18 protein-coding genes are annotated in these 17633 nt (G+C 40.7%); 9 read left to right on the plus strand and 9 right to left on the minus strand.

Annotation, left to right across the window (positions count from 1 at the left end; genetic code table 11):
* Positions 1 to 330, plus strand: a complete 330-nt coding sequence (locus B3C94_RS11455; protein WP_293903663.1) for a hypothetical protein — start codon at positions 1 to 3, stop codon at positions 328 to 330.
* Here the strand turns inward: B3C94_RS11455 and B3C94_RS11460 are convergent.
* The 3 genes from B3C94_RS11460 to B3C94_RS11470 all read right to left on the minus strand — a co-directional run bounded on the left by B3C94_RS11460 (position 316) and on the right by B3C94_RS11470 (position 4197).
* A complete protein-coding gene (locus tag B3C94_RS11460; RefSeq protein ID WP_293903666.1) occupies positions 316 to 1035 on the minus strand; it encodes a CDP-alcohol phosphatidyltransferase family protein in 720 nt (239 codons plus the stop codon). The two genes, B3C94_RS11455 and B3C94_RS11460, sit on opposite strands and share 15 nt — an antisense overlap.
* A 4-nt stretch (positions 1036 to 1039) precedes the next feature.
* Positions 1040 to 3223: a S9 family peptidase gene (locus B3C94_RS11465; RefSeq protein ID WP_293903669.1), complete on the minus strand. Its 2184-nt coding sequence runs from the start codon at positions 3221 to 3223 to the stop codon at positions 1040 to 1042.
* 245 nt (positions 3224 to 3468) lie between these two features.
* The gene (locus B3C94_RS11470; protein WP_293903672.1) at positions 3469 to 4197 is read right to left on the minus strand and encodes a 3-keto-disaccharide hydrolase; all 729 of its coding nucleotides are present in this window, start codon (positions 4195 to 4197) and stop codon (positions 3469 to 3471) included.
* Positions 4198 to 4238: 41 nt separating this feature from the next.
* Between B3C94_RS11470 and B3C94_RS11475 the strand changes: the two genes are divergently transcribed.
* From B3C94_RS11475 to B3C94_RS11485, 3 genes are all read left to right on the plus strand, one after another.
* Complete coding sequence (locus B3C94_RS11475) at positions 4239 to 4637, plus strand: dihydroneopterin aldolase (RefSeq protein WP_293903675.1); 399 nt, start codon at positions 4239 to 4241, stop codon at positions 4635 to 4637.
* A gap of 78 nt (positions 4638 to 4715) precedes the next feature.
* Positions 4716 to 5426, plus strand: a complete 711-nt coding sequence (locus B3C94_RS11480) for an AAA family ATPase (RefSeq protein ID WP_293903678.1) — start codon at positions 4716 to 4718, stop codon at positions 5424 to 5426.
* Between the two features lie 386 nt (positions 5427 to 5812).
* A complete protein-coding gene (locus B3C94_RS11485; protein WP_293903680.1) occupies positions 5813 to 6256 on the plus strand; it encodes an Hsp20/alpha crystallin family protein in 444 nt (147 codons plus the stop codon).
* Between the two features lie 156 nt (positions 6257 to 6412).
* On the opposite strand, the gene B3C94_RS11490 is transcribed toward B3C94_RS11485, so the two are convergent.
* Positions 6413 to 6850 carry an acyl-CoA thioesterase gene (locus B3C94_RS11490; protein ID WP_293903683.1) on the minus strand — a complete coding sequence of 146 codons (438 nt, stop codon included), beginning with the start codon at positions 6848 to 6850 and terminating at the stop codon, positions 6413 to 6415.
* A 117-nt stretch (positions 6851 to 6967) separates the two neighbouring features.
* Here B3C94_RS11490 and B3C94_RS11495 point away from each other — a divergent pair, with 117 nt between their 5' ends.
* The 4 genes from B3C94_RS11495 (at position 6968) to B3C94_RS11510 (ending at position 10823) form a co-directional block, all read left to right on the plus strand.
* Positions 6968 to 7471 carry an RNA polymerase sigma factor gene (locus B3C94_RS11495; protein WP_293903686.1) on the plus strand — a complete coding sequence of 168 codons (504 nt, stop codon included), beginning with the start codon at positions 6968 to 6970 and terminating at the stop codon, positions 7469 to 7471.
* On the plus strand, positions 7461 to 8102 hold the full coding sequence (locus B3C94_RS11500) for a hypothetical protein (protein ID WP_293903689.1): 642 nt from the start codon (positions 7461 to 7463) through the stop codon (positions 8100 to 8102). The genes B3C94_RS11495 and B3C94_RS11500 overlap by 11 nt, the downstream gene beginning before the upstream one ends.
* 206 nt (positions 8103 to 8308) lie before the next feature.
* Complete coding sequence (locus tag B3C94_RS11505) at positions 8309 to 9961, plus strand: ABC1 kinase family protein (protein ID WP_293903692.1); 1653 nt, start codon at positions 8309 to 8311, stop codon at positions 9959 to 9961.
* A gap of 76 nt (positions 9962 to 10037) precedes the next feature.
* Positions 10038 to 10823 (plus strand): SDR family oxidoreductase, encoded by a 786-nt coding sequence (locus B3C94_RS11510; RefSeq protein WP_293903695.1) that lies wholly within the window; start codon positions 10038 to 10040, stop codon positions 10821 to 10823.
* A 62-nt stretch (positions 10824 to 10885) separates the two neighbouring features.
* Here B3C94_RS11510 and B3C94_RS11515 read toward each other — a convergent pair whose 3' ends face one another.
* Both B3C94_RS11515 and B3C94_RS11520 read right to left on the minus strand, forming a co-directional pair.
* Positions 10886 to 11479 carry a YceI family protein gene (locus B3C94_RS11515; RefSeq protein WP_293903698.1) on the minus strand — a complete coding sequence of 198 codons (594 nt, stop codon included), beginning with the start codon at positions 11477 to 11479 and terminating at the stop codon, positions 10886 to 10888.
* A 104-nt stretch (positions 11480 to 11583) separates the two neighbouring features.
* The gene (locus B3C94_RS11520; RefSeq protein WP_293903701.1) at positions 11584 to 12171 is read right to left on the minus strand and encodes a Crp/Fnr family transcriptional regulator; all 588 of its coding nucleotides are present in this window, start codon (positions 12169 to 12171) and stop codon (positions 11584 to 11586) included.
* A 246-nt stretch (positions 12172 to 12417) separates the two neighbouring features.
* Between B3C94_RS11520 and B3C94_RS11525 the strand changes: the two genes are divergently transcribed.
* Complete coding sequence (locus tag B3C94_RS11525; protein WP_293903704.1) at positions 12418 to 12957, plus strand: GNAT family N-acetyltransferase; 540 nt, start codon at positions 12418 to 12420, stop codon at positions 12955 to 12957.
* Between the two features lie 4 nt (positions 12958 to 12961).
* On the opposite strand, the gene B3C94_RS11530 is transcribed toward B3C94_RS11525, so the two are convergent.
* From B3C94_RS11530 to B3C94_RS11540, 3 genes are all read right to left on the minus strand, one after another.
* Positions 12962 to 13363: a DUF1634 domain-containing protein gene (locus tag B3C94_RS11530; protein WP_293903707.1), complete on the minus strand. Its 402-nt coding sequence runs from the start codon at positions 13361 to 13363 to the stop codon at positions 12962 to 12964.
* Between the two features lie 77 nt (positions 13364 to 13440).
* Positions 13441 to 14274 carry a sulfite exporter TauE/SafE family protein gene (locus B3C94_RS11535; RefSeq protein ID WP_293903710.1) on the minus strand — a complete coding sequence of 278 codons (834 nt, stop codon included), beginning with the start codon at positions 14272 to 14274 and terminating at the stop codon, positions 13441 to 13443.
* A gap of 233 nt (positions 14275 to 14507) precedes the next feature.
* Positions 14508 to 17615: an efflux RND transporter permease subunit gene (locus tag B3C94_RS11540; RefSeq protein ID WP_293903713.1), complete on the minus strand. Its 3108-nt coding sequence runs from the start codon at positions 17613 to 17615 to the stop codon at positions 14508 to 14510.
* Positions 17616 to 17633 lie beyond the last annotated feature (18 nt).

A 17633-nucleotide genomic window follows, 5' to 3' on the forward strand; every position in this document is an offset into this window, starting at 1 on the left:
ATGAAACAACTCCTCTTCGTTTATCTATTTCTCATATGTGGCTTCTTTTCTTTTGGAGAGACTTCATTTGCCAAATTGGAGAACTACAGGACGGAGTGGTTGATCTTTCGTGAAAATGACCGGTCTTTGGTAGGGATACGTAGTTTCACGTCAAATGGCGTAAAATCGGTGTTTTTTCCTTGTCTGGGTTTGGTTTCTGATCGGAGTATTATTGAACGATTGTTGTCTTATGGCCTTATTGCGGTTGGTTCAGATGCTCGGTTGGCTAAAGGGCAGCAGGCCAGGAACGGAAGAAGGCTTGGATCAGGAGCCGTATTAACTATTGAATAACTTGTTTTTAAGGATCGCCTTTCCTTTGCGTAGCTGGATAGCGTGATAGATGCTTGGGATATCGTTAGACCAGTTTCTGAGCGTCAAAATAATAGCAATGATTTCCAGCCGTGTAAGAAGGCCTAGCCAGATAGTTAATTGAAATAAGATTGTTGATTGGCAATGTAGGAGTAATTCAACTAAAAGGGCGAATAAAAATAACGTCCATATCTTTGCTCCAAAGGAGTGTGTTGCGATTTCTTTTTTAAATTTTACAAAGCTAATGATGTAGGTTAGTATCTCTGATCCTATCAGGATCAAAATCAATGTGGCATTATCCATAAAAAATTGGGGGCAGCTCAGGTAACTTACTAATGAGACACAGGCAAAAAACAGGAGATCAACACTGGAGTCCCATCGACGTAACAGTGCGGTAGAAACAGCTAGCCTACGGGCAATAATGCCGTCAAATACATCGCTCAATAATCCGATCATAAGAAATGAAATAGCATACCATTTAAAATGATCCACCTTAAGCCAGTAAAAGAACAACAGAAGCAGTCCTAAGACAAGGCGGAGTATAATCAGGGCAAAAGGAATGTTCTTTTTCAAAGTATGTGGATAATTGGGTTTTACGTTGCTATTAAAGATACTTATTGTACAGTATAAAACCAAAAAGGCACCTTTCATATTGAAAGATGCCTTTTTGGTTTTATTGTTTTCCAAAGTTTTAGGATGGGTTTTTGAGATGCTGATTAAAGTAGTCAGCAATTTTTTCGTACATGTGGATACGGTCTTTACCCATTACATTGTGTTCATGGGTAGGATAGAGGAAGTAATCCACCTGTTTGCCGGCTTTGATACAAGCTTCTAAAAATTCCATGCTATTTTGCTGTACAACGACAGGGTCCTGTGCACCGTGGATGATCAATAATCGTCCTTTCAGCTGATCGGCTTTATTGAGCAAAGATGTTAATTTATAACCTTCCGGATTTTCCTGCGGCGTGTCCATGTAGCGTTCTCCATACATAACCTCGTAAAATTTCCAGTCGATTACAGGGCCTCCGGCAACGGCAGCTTTGAAGATGTCGTTATGGTGCAACATGAAAGAAGTGGTCATAAAACCGCCAAAACTCCATCCGAAAATTCCCATACGCTGTTGGTCAACAAAGGATTTTGATTTAAGGAATTCAATCCCTTTCATCTGATCGGCCATCTCGTTTTGACCGAGGTTGCGGTGTGTGGCCGTGTAGAAATCACGTCCTCTATAGTTTGTGCCACGATTGTCCATTGTAAAGACAATATAGCCCTGTTGAGCCATGTACATATCAAAATAACCTGCTCCACCAAGCCATTTATTGGAAACAAGCTGCGAATGTGATCCGCCATATAGGTAGTACATGACCGGATATTTCTTTGCCGGATCAAAATCATTTGGGTAAATGATACGTCCTGTTAATGGGTATTTTCCATCTGCGGATGTCAACTGTACAAATTCGATTTTGGGATTATTAATTTTTCCGGAAAAAGGGTTTTCTGCATGAACTAAAGTTGTTTCCCTAGCAGATTTAACTTCCTTGATTTGAATTTTATTCGGTGTTTTTAAGTTGCTATACTGATCGTAGATATATTTGCCATCGTCACTTAAAGATGCATGGTGCATACCTGATTCATTTGTTAATTGAGTCGTTTTTCCTGATTTTAAATCGACTTCGAATAACTGGCGATCCAAACCATTATTGGTTACGCCGGTATAACTTACTTTGTTGCCATCAGCCGAGAAGTCGAGCAATGTTTCCATGACGATATCTTTATAGCCTAATTTTTTAATCAGATTGCCCTCGGTATTGTAAAGGTAAAGCTGATTGTAGCCGTCCTTATCGGATTGATAAAGGAATTGATCAGGTTTGTTTGGTAGAAATGTCAACGGATTTTCTGGCTCCACCCAGGTTGTTGCGGTTTCTTCAAATAGGGTTTTGACCAAGGATCCGTTTTCAGCATTGTATTTGTTGACTTTAAGGTCATTTTGGCCACGGTTAAGGAGTCCGACGTAAATGTATTTTCCAGATGGGTCCCAGGTAACCATGGTTAAGTATTGCTCTGCATGCTCGCCGGTTTGAAGGGTTACTTTTTGTCCGGTCGTGGTATTATATACGACCAAAGAAACTTCTTCTGACTTTTGGCCTGTCATGGGGTATTTTATCCATTTGATCTCCGCAATTTTAGTGCTCCATTGCGGTAAGGGATAATTGGCAACCATTGTCTCATCTTTACGATAGTAAAGTAGTTTGTCATTTTGATTGTTCCACCACATACCTTTCTTGATACCAAATTCCTGGCGGTGTGTATAATCGCTTCCATTGACAATCCCTTTGTCGGTGTCGTTCGTGACAGGAGTAATTTTGCCACCCTTGTCAACAATTACAATGTTATTGTCGACTAAATAGGCGATTTTTGAAAAATCAGCGTTTAACTCGCGGTTAGCTCCTTTGTTGTCATTGCCAATAAAGCTTTCAATATTTTTTGATTTAATGTTGTAAGCTACAGAATAGGTTTTATCTTTTCCATCGATTTGGAGTAATAAGGAGTTGCCGTCACGCCATTTGTAGTCATAAGGAAATTGACGCAGATTGAAATTTTCATTCGGGATGGCCGCTTTTAATGCTGCTTCGAGATCTGTTTTAGTGACCAGGTTCGTTTCATTCCAGTTGCCAGCGGCACTTTTGGATAGCAGATTCTGATACGATTTATCGAGATAGGAGAAGCTGTTGGATTTTGGGATCCACGATGCTCCAGCAATTGATGTAGGTGCATAGGTGCGGGGGCCAAAGACGGTTTCTTCTAAATTAAGGTTACGTTGTGCATAGCTGCTGATGGAGCTTGCCAACAAGAAGAATAGCGCAATTCTTTTCATTAAACTTTAATATTGTGTGAATGTTTATACTCAACGGCATAATTGAGCTTGTTATCTGTGGTTATTTGCGCTTCATAGATCTACACAGCTTGGGCTTAGCAGCCTGCTGCGGTAGAAAATTATGGGCACAAAGAGCTCATTACATTCCGTTTGTTTTTAATTTTATAGGGCTAAATTAGGGAAATAGCCCTATAAAACCTAGTACAGAATTGTTGCTTTTCTAACTAAAATTGTTTGCTGCAAACCTATAGTTTACGTAGCCAGATATTTCTGAACTGCACCAGATCACCGTGATCTTGCAATATAATTGGACCTGGGCCATGGCTTATTTGCTTTGGCAGTCCGATATATTCTGTTGTACCGTCGATTTGGGTGTTGTTTTGTACAACGACTCCATTATGTAAGACCGTTACCGTTCCTTTGCTGGTTAATATTCCATCTTTATTGAATTGGGGAGCCTTGTAAATGATATCATAGACATGCCATTTGTCCGGAGCAATTACTTGTGCCAGCGGTGGACGTTGTTTGTAAAGACTGCCTGCGCCGCCATTGACATAGGTTGGGTTGTTATTGTTGTCCAGTACTTGAATTTCATAAAGTCCCTGCAAGAAAATACCGCTATTGCCACGGCCCTGGCCTTCCCCTTTGATTACTTCGGGGCTTTTCCACTCCACATGTAACTGGAAATCTGTAAAATTTTCGGTGGTTTCAATAGCTCCCGCGCCGGGTTTCACTTCGAGGACGTTGTTGGCGACAGTCCAGTTTGCTTTCCCTTTTTCGCTTTTCCATCTGCTGAGATCCTTGCCGTCAAAAAGGACAATAGCATCGCTTGGAATACCATGATTGATCGTTAATGTCGGTGGCACCGGGCTATAATATTCGGTGTCGCTGGGTTTCATATTTGTTTGGGCCTGTAATGCAGTGGCACCAAATAAAAGCGTTGTCGCTATCGCTGATGATAAAGAAAAGTTCATCTGTTGGGGTTTTGGTATGCCTAAATATACAAATAATCCCAATGTTTGGAACAATTTCCTTAGGTTTGTGCATGGCAACCATTTTACAGACAGTATCGCTGAAAGAAGCAAGGTTCTATGCACCTATAGGTTACTATGAAGAAGAACAGGTACTTGGCAATGAGTTTTTTGTTTCTATTGACGTATGTTTTCCATTTTTGAATGCAGAAACGGAAAATTTGAAAAATACACTCAATTACGAGGAGCTTTACCAGATTACCGCCGGCGTCATGCTGCCTAAACGCAAGCTGCTGGAATCTGCAGCATCAGAAATACTGGATCAGATTAGGGAAAAGGTTACACATGCGGTAACAATTGAGGTGGTGATACGTAAATCGAATCCGCCTTTCGGAGGGGATCTTTCTTGTTCCCAGGTTAGCCTCAAATATTTTAAGGATTAAAACTAAACTGGACCAGTTGTATATCGAACCGAAGATCTAGGTTTGCAGCCGGTTACCGGATAGTCTTAAATGAACATTATGAATATTTATGATCTTGTCATTACTGATAAGGAAAAGATAGCCTTGGAAGACGTTTTCTTAGAAGAAGAAAGCCGTCTGAAACTCCAGCAGCTGATTAAAGAACATCGTTATATAAAAGAGCTTTCACAATACGGTCTGCCGGTTAGTAATAAGATTTTACTGCATGGTTATTCGGGCTGCGGAAAGACAACCACAGCAAAAGCCTTGGCAACAGCACTACAGAAACCAATTTATGTATTGAATTTGAGCAATCTCATTTCTTCGCGTATTGGAGAAACTTCACAACATATTAAACAGGTTTTTGATAAGGCGGGGCGTGAAAAAGCGGTTTTATTTTTAGACGAATTCGATCAGATCGGAAAGGCGCGGATCAGTGAGGAGAAGGATGTCGGGGAGATGCGCCGACTCGTGAACACCATTATACAGCTGATCGATTATTTTCCGGCTGAAGCGGTGTTGATAGCTGCAACGAATCATCCAGAAATATTGGATACAGCTGTTATCCGGCGTTTTCAGCTTCGCCTAGCTTTTGAGTTGCCGACAGCTATACAGCTGGATGTTTACTATGATAAACTATTTAAACCGTTTCCGCATTATTCAGATGGTGTCCCACGACGCTATGGGATATCCTATGCGGAAGCCAAGGACTATATTTATGATGCAGTCAAATCCTTATTGATTGCTACGCTGGAACAACATCAATCTTAGCGATTTTTTTGAACCATTGTTATAAAACTACAGGGCGCAATATCTTTAGATGAGGACTTGGTTTCCTATGGTCTATGAAAGATATTCTTTTTACAGCTATTGTAAAGCTCTTCATAAAAATTTAACAGTTTTTGATAAACCGTTTTGCCTCTTACACGTTAATCAATTTAAGGGCTGTTTTTGTACTAGTAATAGCGGCTGAATGATGATAAATAGGTCATCTGGACGGTGTGAAATAGCTTATCTTTAAGTCAAAATGGCATTTATTTTTATTTTATAGTGACATTTTGTCTTTTAAATAGGGGTGGTACGCTAATTGAATATCACCTTTCAAATAGTTAGAACAAAAAGCTTAACAATAAAACAAAAAATTAGGAGGACAAAAAATGGCATTAATTAAATTCCCTACAAAAAGTTTAAACACTGATGCAGTAAATCCATTCGTAAACACTGTATTCGACAATTTATTCAATGATAACTTTATCTCAGATCGTTTGGTATCCCGTGTACCTGCGGTAAATATATCAGAATCCGAAAAATCATTTAAAATTGAGATGGCTGCGCCAGGATTAGACAAATCCGACTTTAAGATTAATGTAGATAAAAATCTAATTACGATTTCAGCTGAGAAAAAAGAGGAAACTGTTAGTGAAGAAAAATTATACAGCAAAAAAGAATTCAATTACTCTTCGTTCTCTAGGTCATTTACGTTACCAGAGACGGTAGATTATAGCAATATCGAAGCTGCCTATGAAGGTGGGATATTGGTTTTGACTGTTGGCAAGAAAGAAGATGCTATCATTGCAAAGCGTTTGATTGAAGTTAAATAATCCAGCAGCATACAAGAAATAGTTCATTTTGGAAATGACCAAAGGTGACTAAAAGAAAATAGTTTTTAGGTTTAGTTTATGTTTTAATCCCTCGGAGCCCGTTTATGTTCCGAGGGATTTTTTATTCAAAATGATGGTCTTGTTGCCTTGAATAGATTATTCGGTTTCCTCATAATTTGCTGCGCGAGGAATTCTGGCAAGATGAGGCTCCATCTCTTCTGGCAATTTCGTTAATTTCCGTTTTTGGAGGTCCAGCCATGCGCCATCGACATTAACTGTGCAGCACAATACACCGTCATGACGAAAAACCTGATGAACAAATGAAAAACGGCTATTGGTTTTGTTGTACTTTGTCAGTTCTACTTTTACCTGCACATATTCATCCAAATGTACTTCTTTAAAATAGATCAGTTCCTCCCTGAATAAAATCGGACCGATATGATATTCGGCAAATTTATCCAGTGAAAAACCCATTTTGTTCAACATATTACTACGGGCCTGTGCACAGATATCAGCGTAAGCAGAGTGTCGCATATGTCTATTTGCATCGATCTGTGCCCATATAATCTGACCTTGATAAAATATATTTTCCATAATCTACTGAGATTAGCCTCTTTTTTAATAACAATTTACATATTTTTAAATAAAGCTGTAACACTTTGTTTGTTTGCTATACTTATTACCTAAATATACTTAAAGAAAAATTGCCAGGTGAACCCATCGGAAATAGAATTTCTTAGATTGATAGACGAGAATAAAGGTATTCTCGTTAAGGTGAGCCGTATGTATATGGATGATCACGAGGGGAGGCAGGATCTTTATCAGGAAATCGTCTATCAGCTTTGGAAATCCTATGCAACATTTAAACAACAGAGTAAATTTTCAACATGGATGTACCGTGTTGCCCTCAATACCGCAATGGTATTCTTAAAAAAGGAAAAGAAACATCAGATTTATGATGCGCTGGAGGAAAGGCATGATTTTGCAGAAGAAACGTATGACAGCGATAAAGACGAGCAATTAAAAGTCTTTTATCAGGCGGTTCAAGAACTCAATGCAATCGAAAAGGCACTTATCTTTTTGTTTTTGGAAGGTCAGAGTCATCGCGAGATTGCACAAAATCTGGGTATATCGGAAGTCAATGCCCGTGTAAAATTAAACCGCACAAAAGAGCGAATTCAACAAATCATTAAAAAATACAATTATGAATTTTGATGAGTTAAAAAAATCTTGGCAGGAACAGCCTACAGATGAAGATTTACAGAATCCAAATCTCAAATACTATAAGGAAGTCGGCAATATCATGGGCAAGTTGCGCAAGAATATCAAGCGCGAGTTTATCTCCTGGGCTCTCTGTATGGGCTTTCTGTTTTTGGTACCTCTCTTGCCGATGTATAGGATTGAAGGTTATGCAGCATTTGCGTATTACTTTTTTATCGTACAGATATCATTATCAAGTCTTTTATATTACCGCAGGTTCTTTTACCTCGTAAAGAGCACCAAAAAGATCGAATTATTGGCTTCTAAAGAGTACTTGCTCAAGCTGTATTATGATTTGAAGTATGCCGTAGAGACCTATCGTATTGCGGCCTATGTGATGATTCCCCAAGCTTTATTTCTTTATCTTATAATGATTGCACAGAACAGGACTACTGTCTGGTTTGATAGGCTGTACCATTTCAAGGAAACTTTTGAAAAAGAACCCAACTTTATTGTTTGGATGATTCTTTCGGCAATTATCTCTATCGTCCTTGTTTTTGGTCTGACAGAAATTATGATTCGATGTTATTACGGTAGGTATATCATACAGATCAAGGAGAAATTGGATCAAATGGAGACGGAATAATTTACTGTCTCCTCTGATGTCTACTATGCTGTTGAAGACTTGATTTTTTAGTCAAGATGCCTAAATCCAAAATAGGTAAGGTTTTTGTTTCATATGCTTATTCATATTTTTTTTAGTCCATATGGAATATCCGCTTCGTTTTTATAAGTGTTTGTATTTTGGGGCAGGGATATTTCGTATATTGTTATCGAAAACCATTGTCCGTTATGTATAATCCGACGAAGAAGTTACAGCGCAGTTCCCAGATCTTAAGTATATTGGCCAAGTATGGTTTTAAAGATGCGATCGCCCGATTGCCTTGGAAAGGATCGAGATCAGCCGTAGAGAACGCTATTGACGTCGATAATATCAGTGTGTATGCCCGTATTCGCATGGCGCTTGAGGAGCTCGGTCCAGCTTTTATCAAGCTTGGCCAATCTGCGTCGACGCGGGAAGGATTATTACCCAAAGATCTCGTCGATGAACTTAAGCGCCTAGAGGATAATGTTCCGCCTTTTGAAGTTGATATTAGAACTTATCTGACAGAGGAACTTGAGCTGGATGTTGAAGCGCATTTCCAAGAGATTGCTCCTGAACCCTTCGCTGCCGCCTCTATTGCACAGGTGTATCGTGCCACCTTAAAAGATGGAACTCCAACGGTTTTGAAAGTCCGTCGTCCTGGCATTGATGAGGTTATGCGCGTTGATCTGGCCCTCATGCGTGATATTGCCAAAATTCTGACCATGTACAATGATGCATTGGAAAACCTGAATCTTTCACTGATTGTTGAGTCTTTCGCGATGACTTTGCAGGAAGAGATGTCTTTGGTGATCGAGCGGCATAATATTGAGCGCTTCGCAAAAAACTTTAAAGGAAATAAGCTGATTAAAGTGCCTCGAGTTTATCCTGAACTCTCCTCGGATCGTGTTCTATGCATGGAATATCTTGATGGTTTCAAGGTAACCGATGCCGTCGAAATTAAGCGCCGGGGAATGGATGTCCAGACTCTGGTAAAAAATGGAATCAATTTGTACCTGGAGCAAGTGATTATTCATGGTTTCTTCCATGGCGATCCCCATCCTGGAAATATGATGGTGATGCCAGATGGGCGCATCGCTTTTTTGGATTTTGGAAATATGGGTAAATTATTAGGCATAGACCGTAGGCAGCTGGAAGAATTTATTCAATCGGCGATTTCTGAAGATGCTGTGCGACTTGCAGACGTGATCGAAGATGTTGCTGTGGTTAGCCATATTCCAGATCGTAATCAATTTGAACGGTCTCTCTACGAGATCTTTGATATGATTGATAATGTATCGCTCGGCGATCTGAGCTTAGATTTATTGTTTAATAAATTGTGGAAAATCATTGGTGATAATCGCTTGTATTTTCCGGAGTATATTTATCAACTGATGCGGGGTATTTCCCTGATGGAAGGCATCGGGCGCCAATTATATCCCGACCTCAATATCATGGAGAGCATCAAACCTTTTGCCCGCAGAATAATGATGGAGCGGCTCTCTCCGGAGGCTATATTCAAAAAAGGAAAACATAAAATTGAATCTTTTGCACGAGATGTTGAAAAACTTCCGGAGGATATGCGCGCGCTTGTGCGCTTATTTCGGACTGGAAATTTTACACTAAACCATCGCCTGATCAGTGCAAGATCCTTTAATACAATCCTGCGCAAAGGTGTCAATCGCATCGTTATCGGTATTATGTTTATGTCGCTCAATCTATTGGGCGGAATGGTGATCGTGGCAAGGGTAGAACCACAGTGGTTGGGGATCCCCGTATTTGCCTGGATATGTCTGGGGTCGGCATGGGTCTTCGCTGTCTATTTATTTATTGCCATGATCCGTGCCAAAGATAATGACTAACCCACATACCTATATTAGGTTGAGCGTAACCTATTGGTTCGATTGAATATCAACTACAAACGGAAAATAAGAAAATATGGAAATCAATCTACATGGGAAAAAAGCATTAATCGGAGCGAGTTCTGCAGGTATAGGTGCGGGGATTGCCCAGGTGCTAGCTTCTTGCGGTGCATCGGTAACGCTGGCTTCCCGTCATGAGGAAAATTTGCAGCGTACCTGTGAAAGTCTTGACAGGTCAAAGGGACAGGTTCACCAATATATTCTGGTGGATTATAACGATCACGAAGCCTATAAAAAACAGATCGAACATTATTTTCAATCAAATAAGATTGATATACTGATCAACAATTCAAATGGCCCTCAAGCGGGTACCATAGACCAAAAAAATCTAGCGGATTACCAGCACGCTTTTGAATTGTTGTTTCAAAACCACTGTTATACCACCTCCTGTGCGCTTCCTTATATGCGGACAAACGGATATGGTCGTATAATTAATGTTTCATCTTCTACTGTGAAAGAACCTGTGTCCAATTTGGTGTTGTCCAATACGATTCGTACAGCATTAATTAGCTGGAGCAAATCGCTGGCTGAGGATGTTGCCAAAGACGGCATCACTGTCAACAGTATCTTAACAGGTTTGTTTGATACGGATCGCATTCAGTCGTTAACTAAGCTAGATTCGCAACGTTTGGGAATATCCTACGAAGAAGCATTGCAATTACGATTAAAACAGGTGCCTGCACAACGTTTGGGTAGACCCGAAGAATATGGATATCTCGTTGCTTTTCTCTGTTCGGAATATGCTAGTTATCTAACGGGTACAACTATTCCCCTTGATGGCGGTATGTTAAAAGGCTTATAAAAAAGTGGCTATCCTATATCAAACAGGATAGCCACTAAGTTAGTGTGATTTATTATTTTCAATTAATTTAAAACCAATTCGGTGTTGACAATGATATCCACATCAGAAGCAACGGCTTCTACACCAGAAGGTAATTTGTCATTGTATTTCATGCCAAAATCCTGACGGTTGATTTTTGTTTTAGCGGTAAAACCAGCACGTGTTTTTCCCCAAGGATCAGTAATGATTCCACCATTTTGAGTTACGTCGAAAGTTACTTTTTTCGTTACATCACGGATGGTTAAATCTGCTACCATAATATATTTTCCTTTTAATTTCGCATTTTTAAAACTGATAGATTTCAATGTCATTTTAGGGAATTTATCCGCAGCAAAGAAATCATCTGTCTTCAAATGGTTATCACGGGCAGCGATTCGTGTATCAATGCTGTTGACGTCGATGGAGAAATTAACTTTGGCATTATTGAAACTTGTTCCTGTTGCGGTTTCAACTGTACCTTCCACCTTGGTGAATTCACCGTCGACAAAACTGATCCCCAAGTGTTTTACATCAAATCTTGCATTTGTGTGCGCAGGGTCTGCAGACCATTTTACTTGTGCTACAGCAATATTAACCATTAATACTGCTACAGCCAAAATTTGGATAAATTTATTCATGTTGTTTTCTTTTTTATTTATCTAACCTTCAAATGCTCAAAATGTTTGTTTGAACAAGCTTTTGCAAAGGTGGGATAAACTGACAAGGAAAAAATTGATGTAGGTCAAGAATTTCGGCTAGGCTTCAATATTTGTCTTTTGAGGCGGCTCAGAAATTCTTGAGTGACACCAAGATAGGATGCGAGTTGCATGTTGGAAATCCTCGGATAGATTTTTGGATACCTTTTGATGAAATCCAGGTAGCGCTCTTGCGCTGTAAAACCTATGCTTGAGATAATGCGGTGCTGAGATGCAATCTGAGCGCGTTGGGCCATTATTCTGGAGAGCTTCTCGAAGATTGGATGGTCTTCATAAAGTTTGTCTTTATTTTTTTTAGAAAGCGTAAGTACCACTGAATTCTCTAGCGCCTGAATATTTTGCAGTGCCGGCTCCTGATAATTAAAGCTGGCAATATCACCAATCCACCAATCTTCAATTGCAAACTGTAGGATATGTTCAATGCCATCAGCAGTGACATAGAATGATTTAAATAAACCACTGATCACGTAGGCTTCGTAGTGACAGACTTCCCCCGCCCGGAGAAAATATTCTTTTTTCTTTATTTTCCTTACCTGATAACGTGAAACAATGTCATCCAGCTCTTCTTCGGTGACATCAATACGCTGTTTTACAAATTCCTTAAATTGTTCCATTTGGCTGTAAAATACGAAATTTTGCAATGCAAATTTAACAAGCTCACATATTCCAGTCAATTCTGATGTAAATCATTCAGTAGCTGATAATTGCTTAGCTTGTAATTTTATCATAAGCGCTTTGGAATCGACATTTTGGTGTAATATTTGACTGAATATTACCTTAATTCAGATTGTTTCATCAATAATTGGTATCTTCTGTAGGAATTAGAATATTTTGAATCGCTAAAACTATAAATGTGTCTCATGAAGTTTGTCGCACCCAACACACTTGAAAACGATCAGGTCGTATTAAGAATTATTGAACCAGCGGATTTTGATACGCTTTACCAGGTTGCTAAAGATCCGCTGATCTGGGAGCAGCATCCCAATAGAGACCGATGGAAAGAAGATGTTTTTCGTGGATTTTTTGAAGGCGCTTTGGCGAGTAGATCTGCCTATTTAATCTTGGATAAGAAAAGTGGTACTTGTATCGGAAGTACGCGGTATTATGGGCTTGATGAAACCCAAAAATCTATTTTTGTTGGGTATACTTTTTATGCGCGTGCTTATTGGGGAGCAGGGATCAATCCCCTGGTGAAAGAGATGATGTTTGATTTTGCATTCAATTTTGTCGACAGAATTTATCTGCACGTCGGTGCGGAAAATTATCGTTCCCAAAAGGCCGTAGAGCGTCTGGGGGCCGTTAAAGTAGCTGAAAAGATGGTCAGCTACGTAAATGAGCCTGAACGGAAAAACGTCGAATATGCATTGGAAAAATCCACTTGGTTGCGGGCCAAGAGATAAGTTATTATCCCTTGACGCCGCTGAGTATACTGCCTATGATGACTGTCAATACAATCAGTGTAATGACAATGTAAAGTCTGTCCTTTTCGATTACAAATCCAAATAGTGAACCGATCACGCGTACGATAGGGGTACAGATCAATAGCAGCACACCTAGTTGTATAATCTGTGGAATGTTTTGGCTAAATGCACCTGTAATAATTCCGGTAATTGTTGTGTTGGAATTTCCCTCACCGACAAAATCTCTATAGTTTGGTACGGCGTCCTGTCCATGAACAATGAGATAGAGGATGCCACCTAGGATAAGAATGGTGGAAGCTAATATAACACCTATACGTAAAATTTGTCCTACTAGAAGCGAGATGTCCTTGTCTCCCCAATAGTGTTTCGAAAATACTTGTTTCATTTTGATTAATTGTTTCCTTCATCGTATAGAGGAAGGACGTTGTGAAACTGAAATCCTAAATCGTGTAAACTGAAGTTTTAGAATTTATGCTGGAACCCGTTAAAGATCATTTCTAATGCCACCAGTGTAATAGCGACGGCGAAAATAATGCGTAAAGTCTTTGGATTCATTCGTTTTAGGAGCTTGGATCCTGTAATGGCTCCACATAATACACCCAGGATAACCGGAAAAGCAATACCTGGATCCATATACCCTCTTTGTAAATACACGACAGCAGAAGCCGCTGCGGTGACACCGATCATAAAGTTGCTCGTTGTGGTACTGACTTTAAAGGGAATTTTCATCATGCTGTCCATCGCGAGTACTTTGAGGGAACCCGAACCGATTCCTAGTAGGCCAGAAAGAATTCCTGCAACTCCCATCAAAGAGAATCCTCCAACTATGTTGGTCAATTTGTAGGGAACTAATTTCCCATCGGCAGGATAAGTACTGTTCAGTTTCAATTTTTCGGCCAGGGCCGAGCCACCGGAAAGTGCATGTTCGTTTTTCTTGCGGACCGTCATTGCAGCAGAGAAGATAAGAACAACACCAAAGATGATTGCGATGGTATTCGTCGGCATGTAAATGGCGATAATAGCACCGATAACGGCACCGATGGTGGTTGCGATTTCTAGAAACATCCCGAGCCGGATGTTGGTGATGCCTTCCTTGACGTAAGCTGTAGCCGCACCGGATGAAGTCGCTATGGAAGCCAATAAGGCCGCTCCAATGGCATAACGGATATCTACATGAAACAGAAGTGTCAATAAGGGGATGACAACGACCCCTCCGCCTAAGCCCGTTAGGGATCCTAAGAGCCCTGCTACAAAAGCACCCAGGAGAAGGATGATTGTAAAGGTGAGAATAGTCATAAATATGTGTTTGTTTGTGTGATCCAAAAAACAGCAGCTGCTTAATGGAAGGTAATTTGTTGTAAACTTAAGGGCTTTTTATTTGTTTTTGAAATTTTTAAGCCGGAATTGATACAAATGTTACATCAAAAGTATCATCAAAAAAATGATACTGCCCAGTCGCTTCACAGCGCGGGGGCAGTACCGTCGGCCTTTATCGGCCAAAGTATATAGTATATAAAATATGGACAACATTATTTAGCGATTGTTTGCTTTACCTTTTCTTTTCTGTTGAAGATATCATAGATTATCGGGAACACCAGCAGTGTCAGTATCGTTGCTGAAATAAGCCCGCCAATGATGACGATTGCCAAAGGTTTTTGTGATTCCGAGCCTATTCCCGTAGATAATGCAGCCGGCAATAGACCTATGGAAGCCATCAAAGCCGTCATAACGACAGGGCGTGTCCGCGATTTTACACCTTTGTAGATTGACTGGTCATTCGGCAGGCCCTCTTTTTTGTTCTGATGGAATTCTGAGATTAGGATAACCCCATTCTGTATACATATCCCGAATAATGCGATCATGCCTACCCCTGCCGAAATACCGAAATTCATACCAGTTACGTGTAAGGCAATAATACCACCGATCAAGGCAAAAGGCACGTTGGCCAATACAAGTAGCGAATCCTTGATATTTCCGAACAGAATAAACAACAGGAAAAAGATGACAATCAAACTGATCGGTACAACTTGTGCTAAACGATGTGTAGCACGTTGTTGATTTTCGAATTGACCGGTCCAGCCAATGGAATATCCTTCCGGGAGCTTGATTTTGCTGACTTTTTGTTGCGCTTCTGCAATGGTGCTTCCCAGGTCGCGGTCACGGATGGAAAATTTGATACCGATATAGCGTTTGATGTTGTCGCGGTAGATAAAAGCAGCGCCATTGTCTTTTTCGATCGTTGCGATACTTTTTAGTGGAATTAAGGTGCCATCACCACAAGGAACCATCAGCTGTGCAATATCTTTTTCTGTTTTCCGATACTCCGGTGCATAGCGCAGACGAATATTGAATTTGCGTTCTCCATCGTATAAAATCGAAGCTGTCTTTCCGCCAAAGGCCATTTCCAATACCGCTTGCGCATCAGCTGGCAGCACGTTGAATGCAGCCATACGGGTCCGATCCAATACTACACTAACTTCAGGCTGGCCGATATTTAAGATAATACCAGGTTCTTTAATGCCTTGGATGCCTTTGACCTGTGCATATACTTCTTTTGCGAGACGGTCTAAGGTTGCAAGGTTGTCTCCAAAAATCTTGATGCCGTTTTCGGCTTTGAATCCTGCAACCGCTTCGGCAACGTTATCTGAAATAGGCTGTGAATAATTATAAGTGATACCCTGAAATTGCTTGAGTTTATGGTCCATCTCTTCGATCAGCTGATCCATGGTAATTTTGCGCGTCCATTCCTCTTTAGGTTTTAGGGCTACGGCAAACTGAACAAAACCAAAGCCATTGGGGTCGGTCCCATCGTTGCTCCGTCCAGTCTGGGAGAGCACACCGGTGACCTCAGGGAAGGTTTCCAATGTACTTTTTAACAGCTTGGTTGTTTTGATCGATTCACGTAAAGACGTACTCGTAGGCATCTCGGCAGTAACCCAAAGGGATCCTTCGTTTAGTGTTGGTAAAAATTCTGTTCCCAAAAATTTTGCAGAAAACAAGACTGCCGCCAATAAAGCAATTGCGACGATCATACTCAGACGCTTGTTTCTGAATGTAAATCCAAAACCCTTGGCGACAATTCGATTCCAGAATTCAACAAATGGATTGTGCCGTTCTTTTACATTTTTATTGAGCAGAATATGTGAAAGAGCCGGAACTAGCGTCAAGGTGAACAGTAAAGCTCCCAATAAGGCAAACCCCAGGGTAAAGGCGAGCGGCGAAAACATTTTACCTTCTACCTTCTGGAAGGAGAAGATAGGAATCAACGAGGTGATGATAATCAGTTTGGAAAAAAAGATGGCTTTTCCCAATCCGGTTCCTGTCTGTTTGATCCAGCCTGCTTTGGCCATTTTATTGAATTTCTCCATGCCAAGTTTGTGGGCCTGATGGTCCAGCATGACGAATATCCCTTCAACCATAACCACGGCACCGTCGATGATAATACCAAAGTCTACTGCGCCTAAAGAAAGCAGGTTGGCACTCATGCCCGCCAGTTTAAGGCATAAAAAGGCAAAAAGTAAGGCGAGCGGTATGATAATGGAAACAATAACCGTGGTGCGCCAGTCTGCCATAAAGAGCAGTACCATCAAGGTAACAAGCACGATACCTTCGATCAAGTTATGCATAACGGTATGTGTTGTGAAATCCATGAGGTTGTCACGGTCATAGAAGGTTTGCATCTTGACGTCTTTGGGGAGGATTTTGTTGTTAAGCTCGTCTATTTTCGCTTTTACAGCAGTCAATACTTCTCTTGGATTTTCACCTTTACGCATCACAATGGTTCCTGCTACCACATCATCATTCTTGCCAAAACCGGCTTGACCCACACGGGGCATCGCACTTTCTCTAACTTCGGCTACATTTTTGACAAATACAGGATTTCCCTTTTGATTGATTACAGTGATGTTTTCGATATCATTGATCGAGTTGACCAAACCAATGCCACGCACGACGTAAGACTGGCCACTTTTTTCGATGACATCGCCACCGACATTCAGGTTACTTTTGCTGACTGCATCAAATACCTGCAGAGGAGTGAGGTTGAATTTGTCGAGTTTTATAGGGTCAGTACTTATTTCATAGACTAAATCCTGCCCACCAAAAACATTGATATCGGCCACACCTGGGACACCACGAAGCGCCCGGTCAATGACCCAAGTCTGCAAAGTAAGGAGATCGCGTGAATTGCGCTGATCACTGTGTAGTGTATAACGGAAGATCTCTCCTGTAGGACCATAAGGGGGCTGTACTTCGGGGTCGACATCGTCTGGCAGGCTCACGGACCGCAAAAGGTTATTGACCTGGTTGCGGGCAAACGTATCGTCGACACCATCATCAAAGATGATTTTGACAATGGAGAGGCCAAACATCGTGGTGCTCCGTATACTCGTTCTCTTTTGGACCGGACTCATGCCGAGTTCGATTGGTGTCGTTACAAAACGTTCGACTTCCTCCGCACTCCTTCCATTCCATTGGGTAATGATGGTTATTTGTGTATTGGTCACATCGGGAAATGCCTCAATGGGCATGCTTTTAAAGCTAATGAATCCGACAATAGCCAAAATACCGACCCAAATAAAGGTAAATGCTTTATTTTTAATGGAAAAGGCAATGATATTTTTAATGAATTTGTTCATTCGTGTAAATGCTAAGAC

Origin of the sequence: Sphingobacterium sp. UBA5670, assembly GCF_002420705.1 — a bacterium.
GTDB lineage: Bacteria > Bacteroidota > Bacteroidia > Sphingobacteriales > Sphingobacteriaceae > Sphingobacterium.

What these genes read in the sequence shown, in the direction of transcription:
- B3C94_RS11480 (WP_293903678.1), top strand. Translation starts at nt 4,716, where the DNA reads ATGAATATTTATGATCTTGTCATTACTGATAAGGAAAAGATAGCCTTG.
- B3C94_RS11520 (WP_293903701.1), bottom strand. Translation starts at nt 12,171, where the DNA reads ATGGAACAATTTAAGGAATTTGTAAAACAGCGTATTGATGTCACCGAA.
- B3C94_RS11540 (WP_293903713.1), bottom strand. Translation starts at nt 17,615, where the DNA reads ATGAACAAATTCATTAAAAATATCATTGCCTTTTCCATTAAAAATAAA.
- B3C94_RS11465 (WP_293903669.1), bottom strand. Translation starts at nt 3,223, where the DNA reads ATGAAAAGAATTGCGCTATTCTTCTTGTTGGCAAGCTCCATCAGCAGC.
- B3C94_RS11515 (WP_293903698.1), bottom strand. Translation starts at nt 11,479, where the DNA reads ATGAATAAATTTATCCAAATTTTGGCTGTAGCAGTATTAATGGTTAAT.
- B3C94_RS11530 (WP_293903707.1), bottom strand. Translation starts at nt 13,363, where the DNA reads ATGAAACAAGTATTTTCGAAACACTATTGGGGAGACAAGGACATCTCG.
- B3C94_RS11455 (WP_293903663.1), top strand. Translation starts at nt 1, where the DNA reads ATGAAACAACTCCTCTTCGTTTATCTATTTCTCATATGTGGCTTCTTT.
- B3C94_RS11475 (WP_293903675.1), top strand. Translation starts at nt 4,239, where the DNA reads ATGTTTGGAACAATTTCCTTAGGTTTGTGCATGGCAACCATTTTACAG.
- B3C94_RS11535 (WP_293903710.1), bottom strand. Translation starts at nt 14,274, where the DNA reads ATGACTATTCTCACCTTTACAATCATCCTTCTCCTGGGTGCTTTTGTA.
- B3C94_RS11500 (WP_293903689.1), top strand. Translation starts at nt 7,461, where the DNA reads ATGAATTTTGATGAGTTAAAAAAATCTTGGCAGGAACAGCCTACAGAT.
- B3C94_RS11470 (WP_293903672.1), bottom strand. Translation starts at nt 4,197, where the DNA reads ATGAACTTTTCTTTATCATCAGCGATAGCGACAACGCTTTTATTTGGT.
- B3C94_RS11505 (WP_293903692.1), top strand. Translation starts at nt 8,309, where the DNA reads ATGTATAATCCGACGAAGAAGTTACAGCGCAGTTCCCAGATCTTAAGT.
- B3C94_RS11510 (WP_293903695.1), top strand. Translation starts at nt 10,038, where the DNA reads ATGGAAATCAATCTACATGGGAAAAAAGCATTAATCGGAGCGAGTTCT.
- B3C94_RS11525 (WP_293903704.1), top strand. Translation starts at nt 12,418, where the DNA reads ATGAAGTTTGTCGCACCCAACACACTTGAAAACGATCAGGTCGTATTA.
- B3C94_RS11485 (WP_293903680.1), top strand. Translation starts at nt 5,813, where the DNA reads ATGGCATTAATTAAATTCCCTACAAAAAGTTTAAACACTGATGCAGTA.
- B3C94_RS11490 (WP_293903683.1), bottom strand. Translation starts at nt 6,850, where the DNA reads ATGGAAAATATATTTTATCAAGGTCAGATTATATGGGCACAGATCGAT.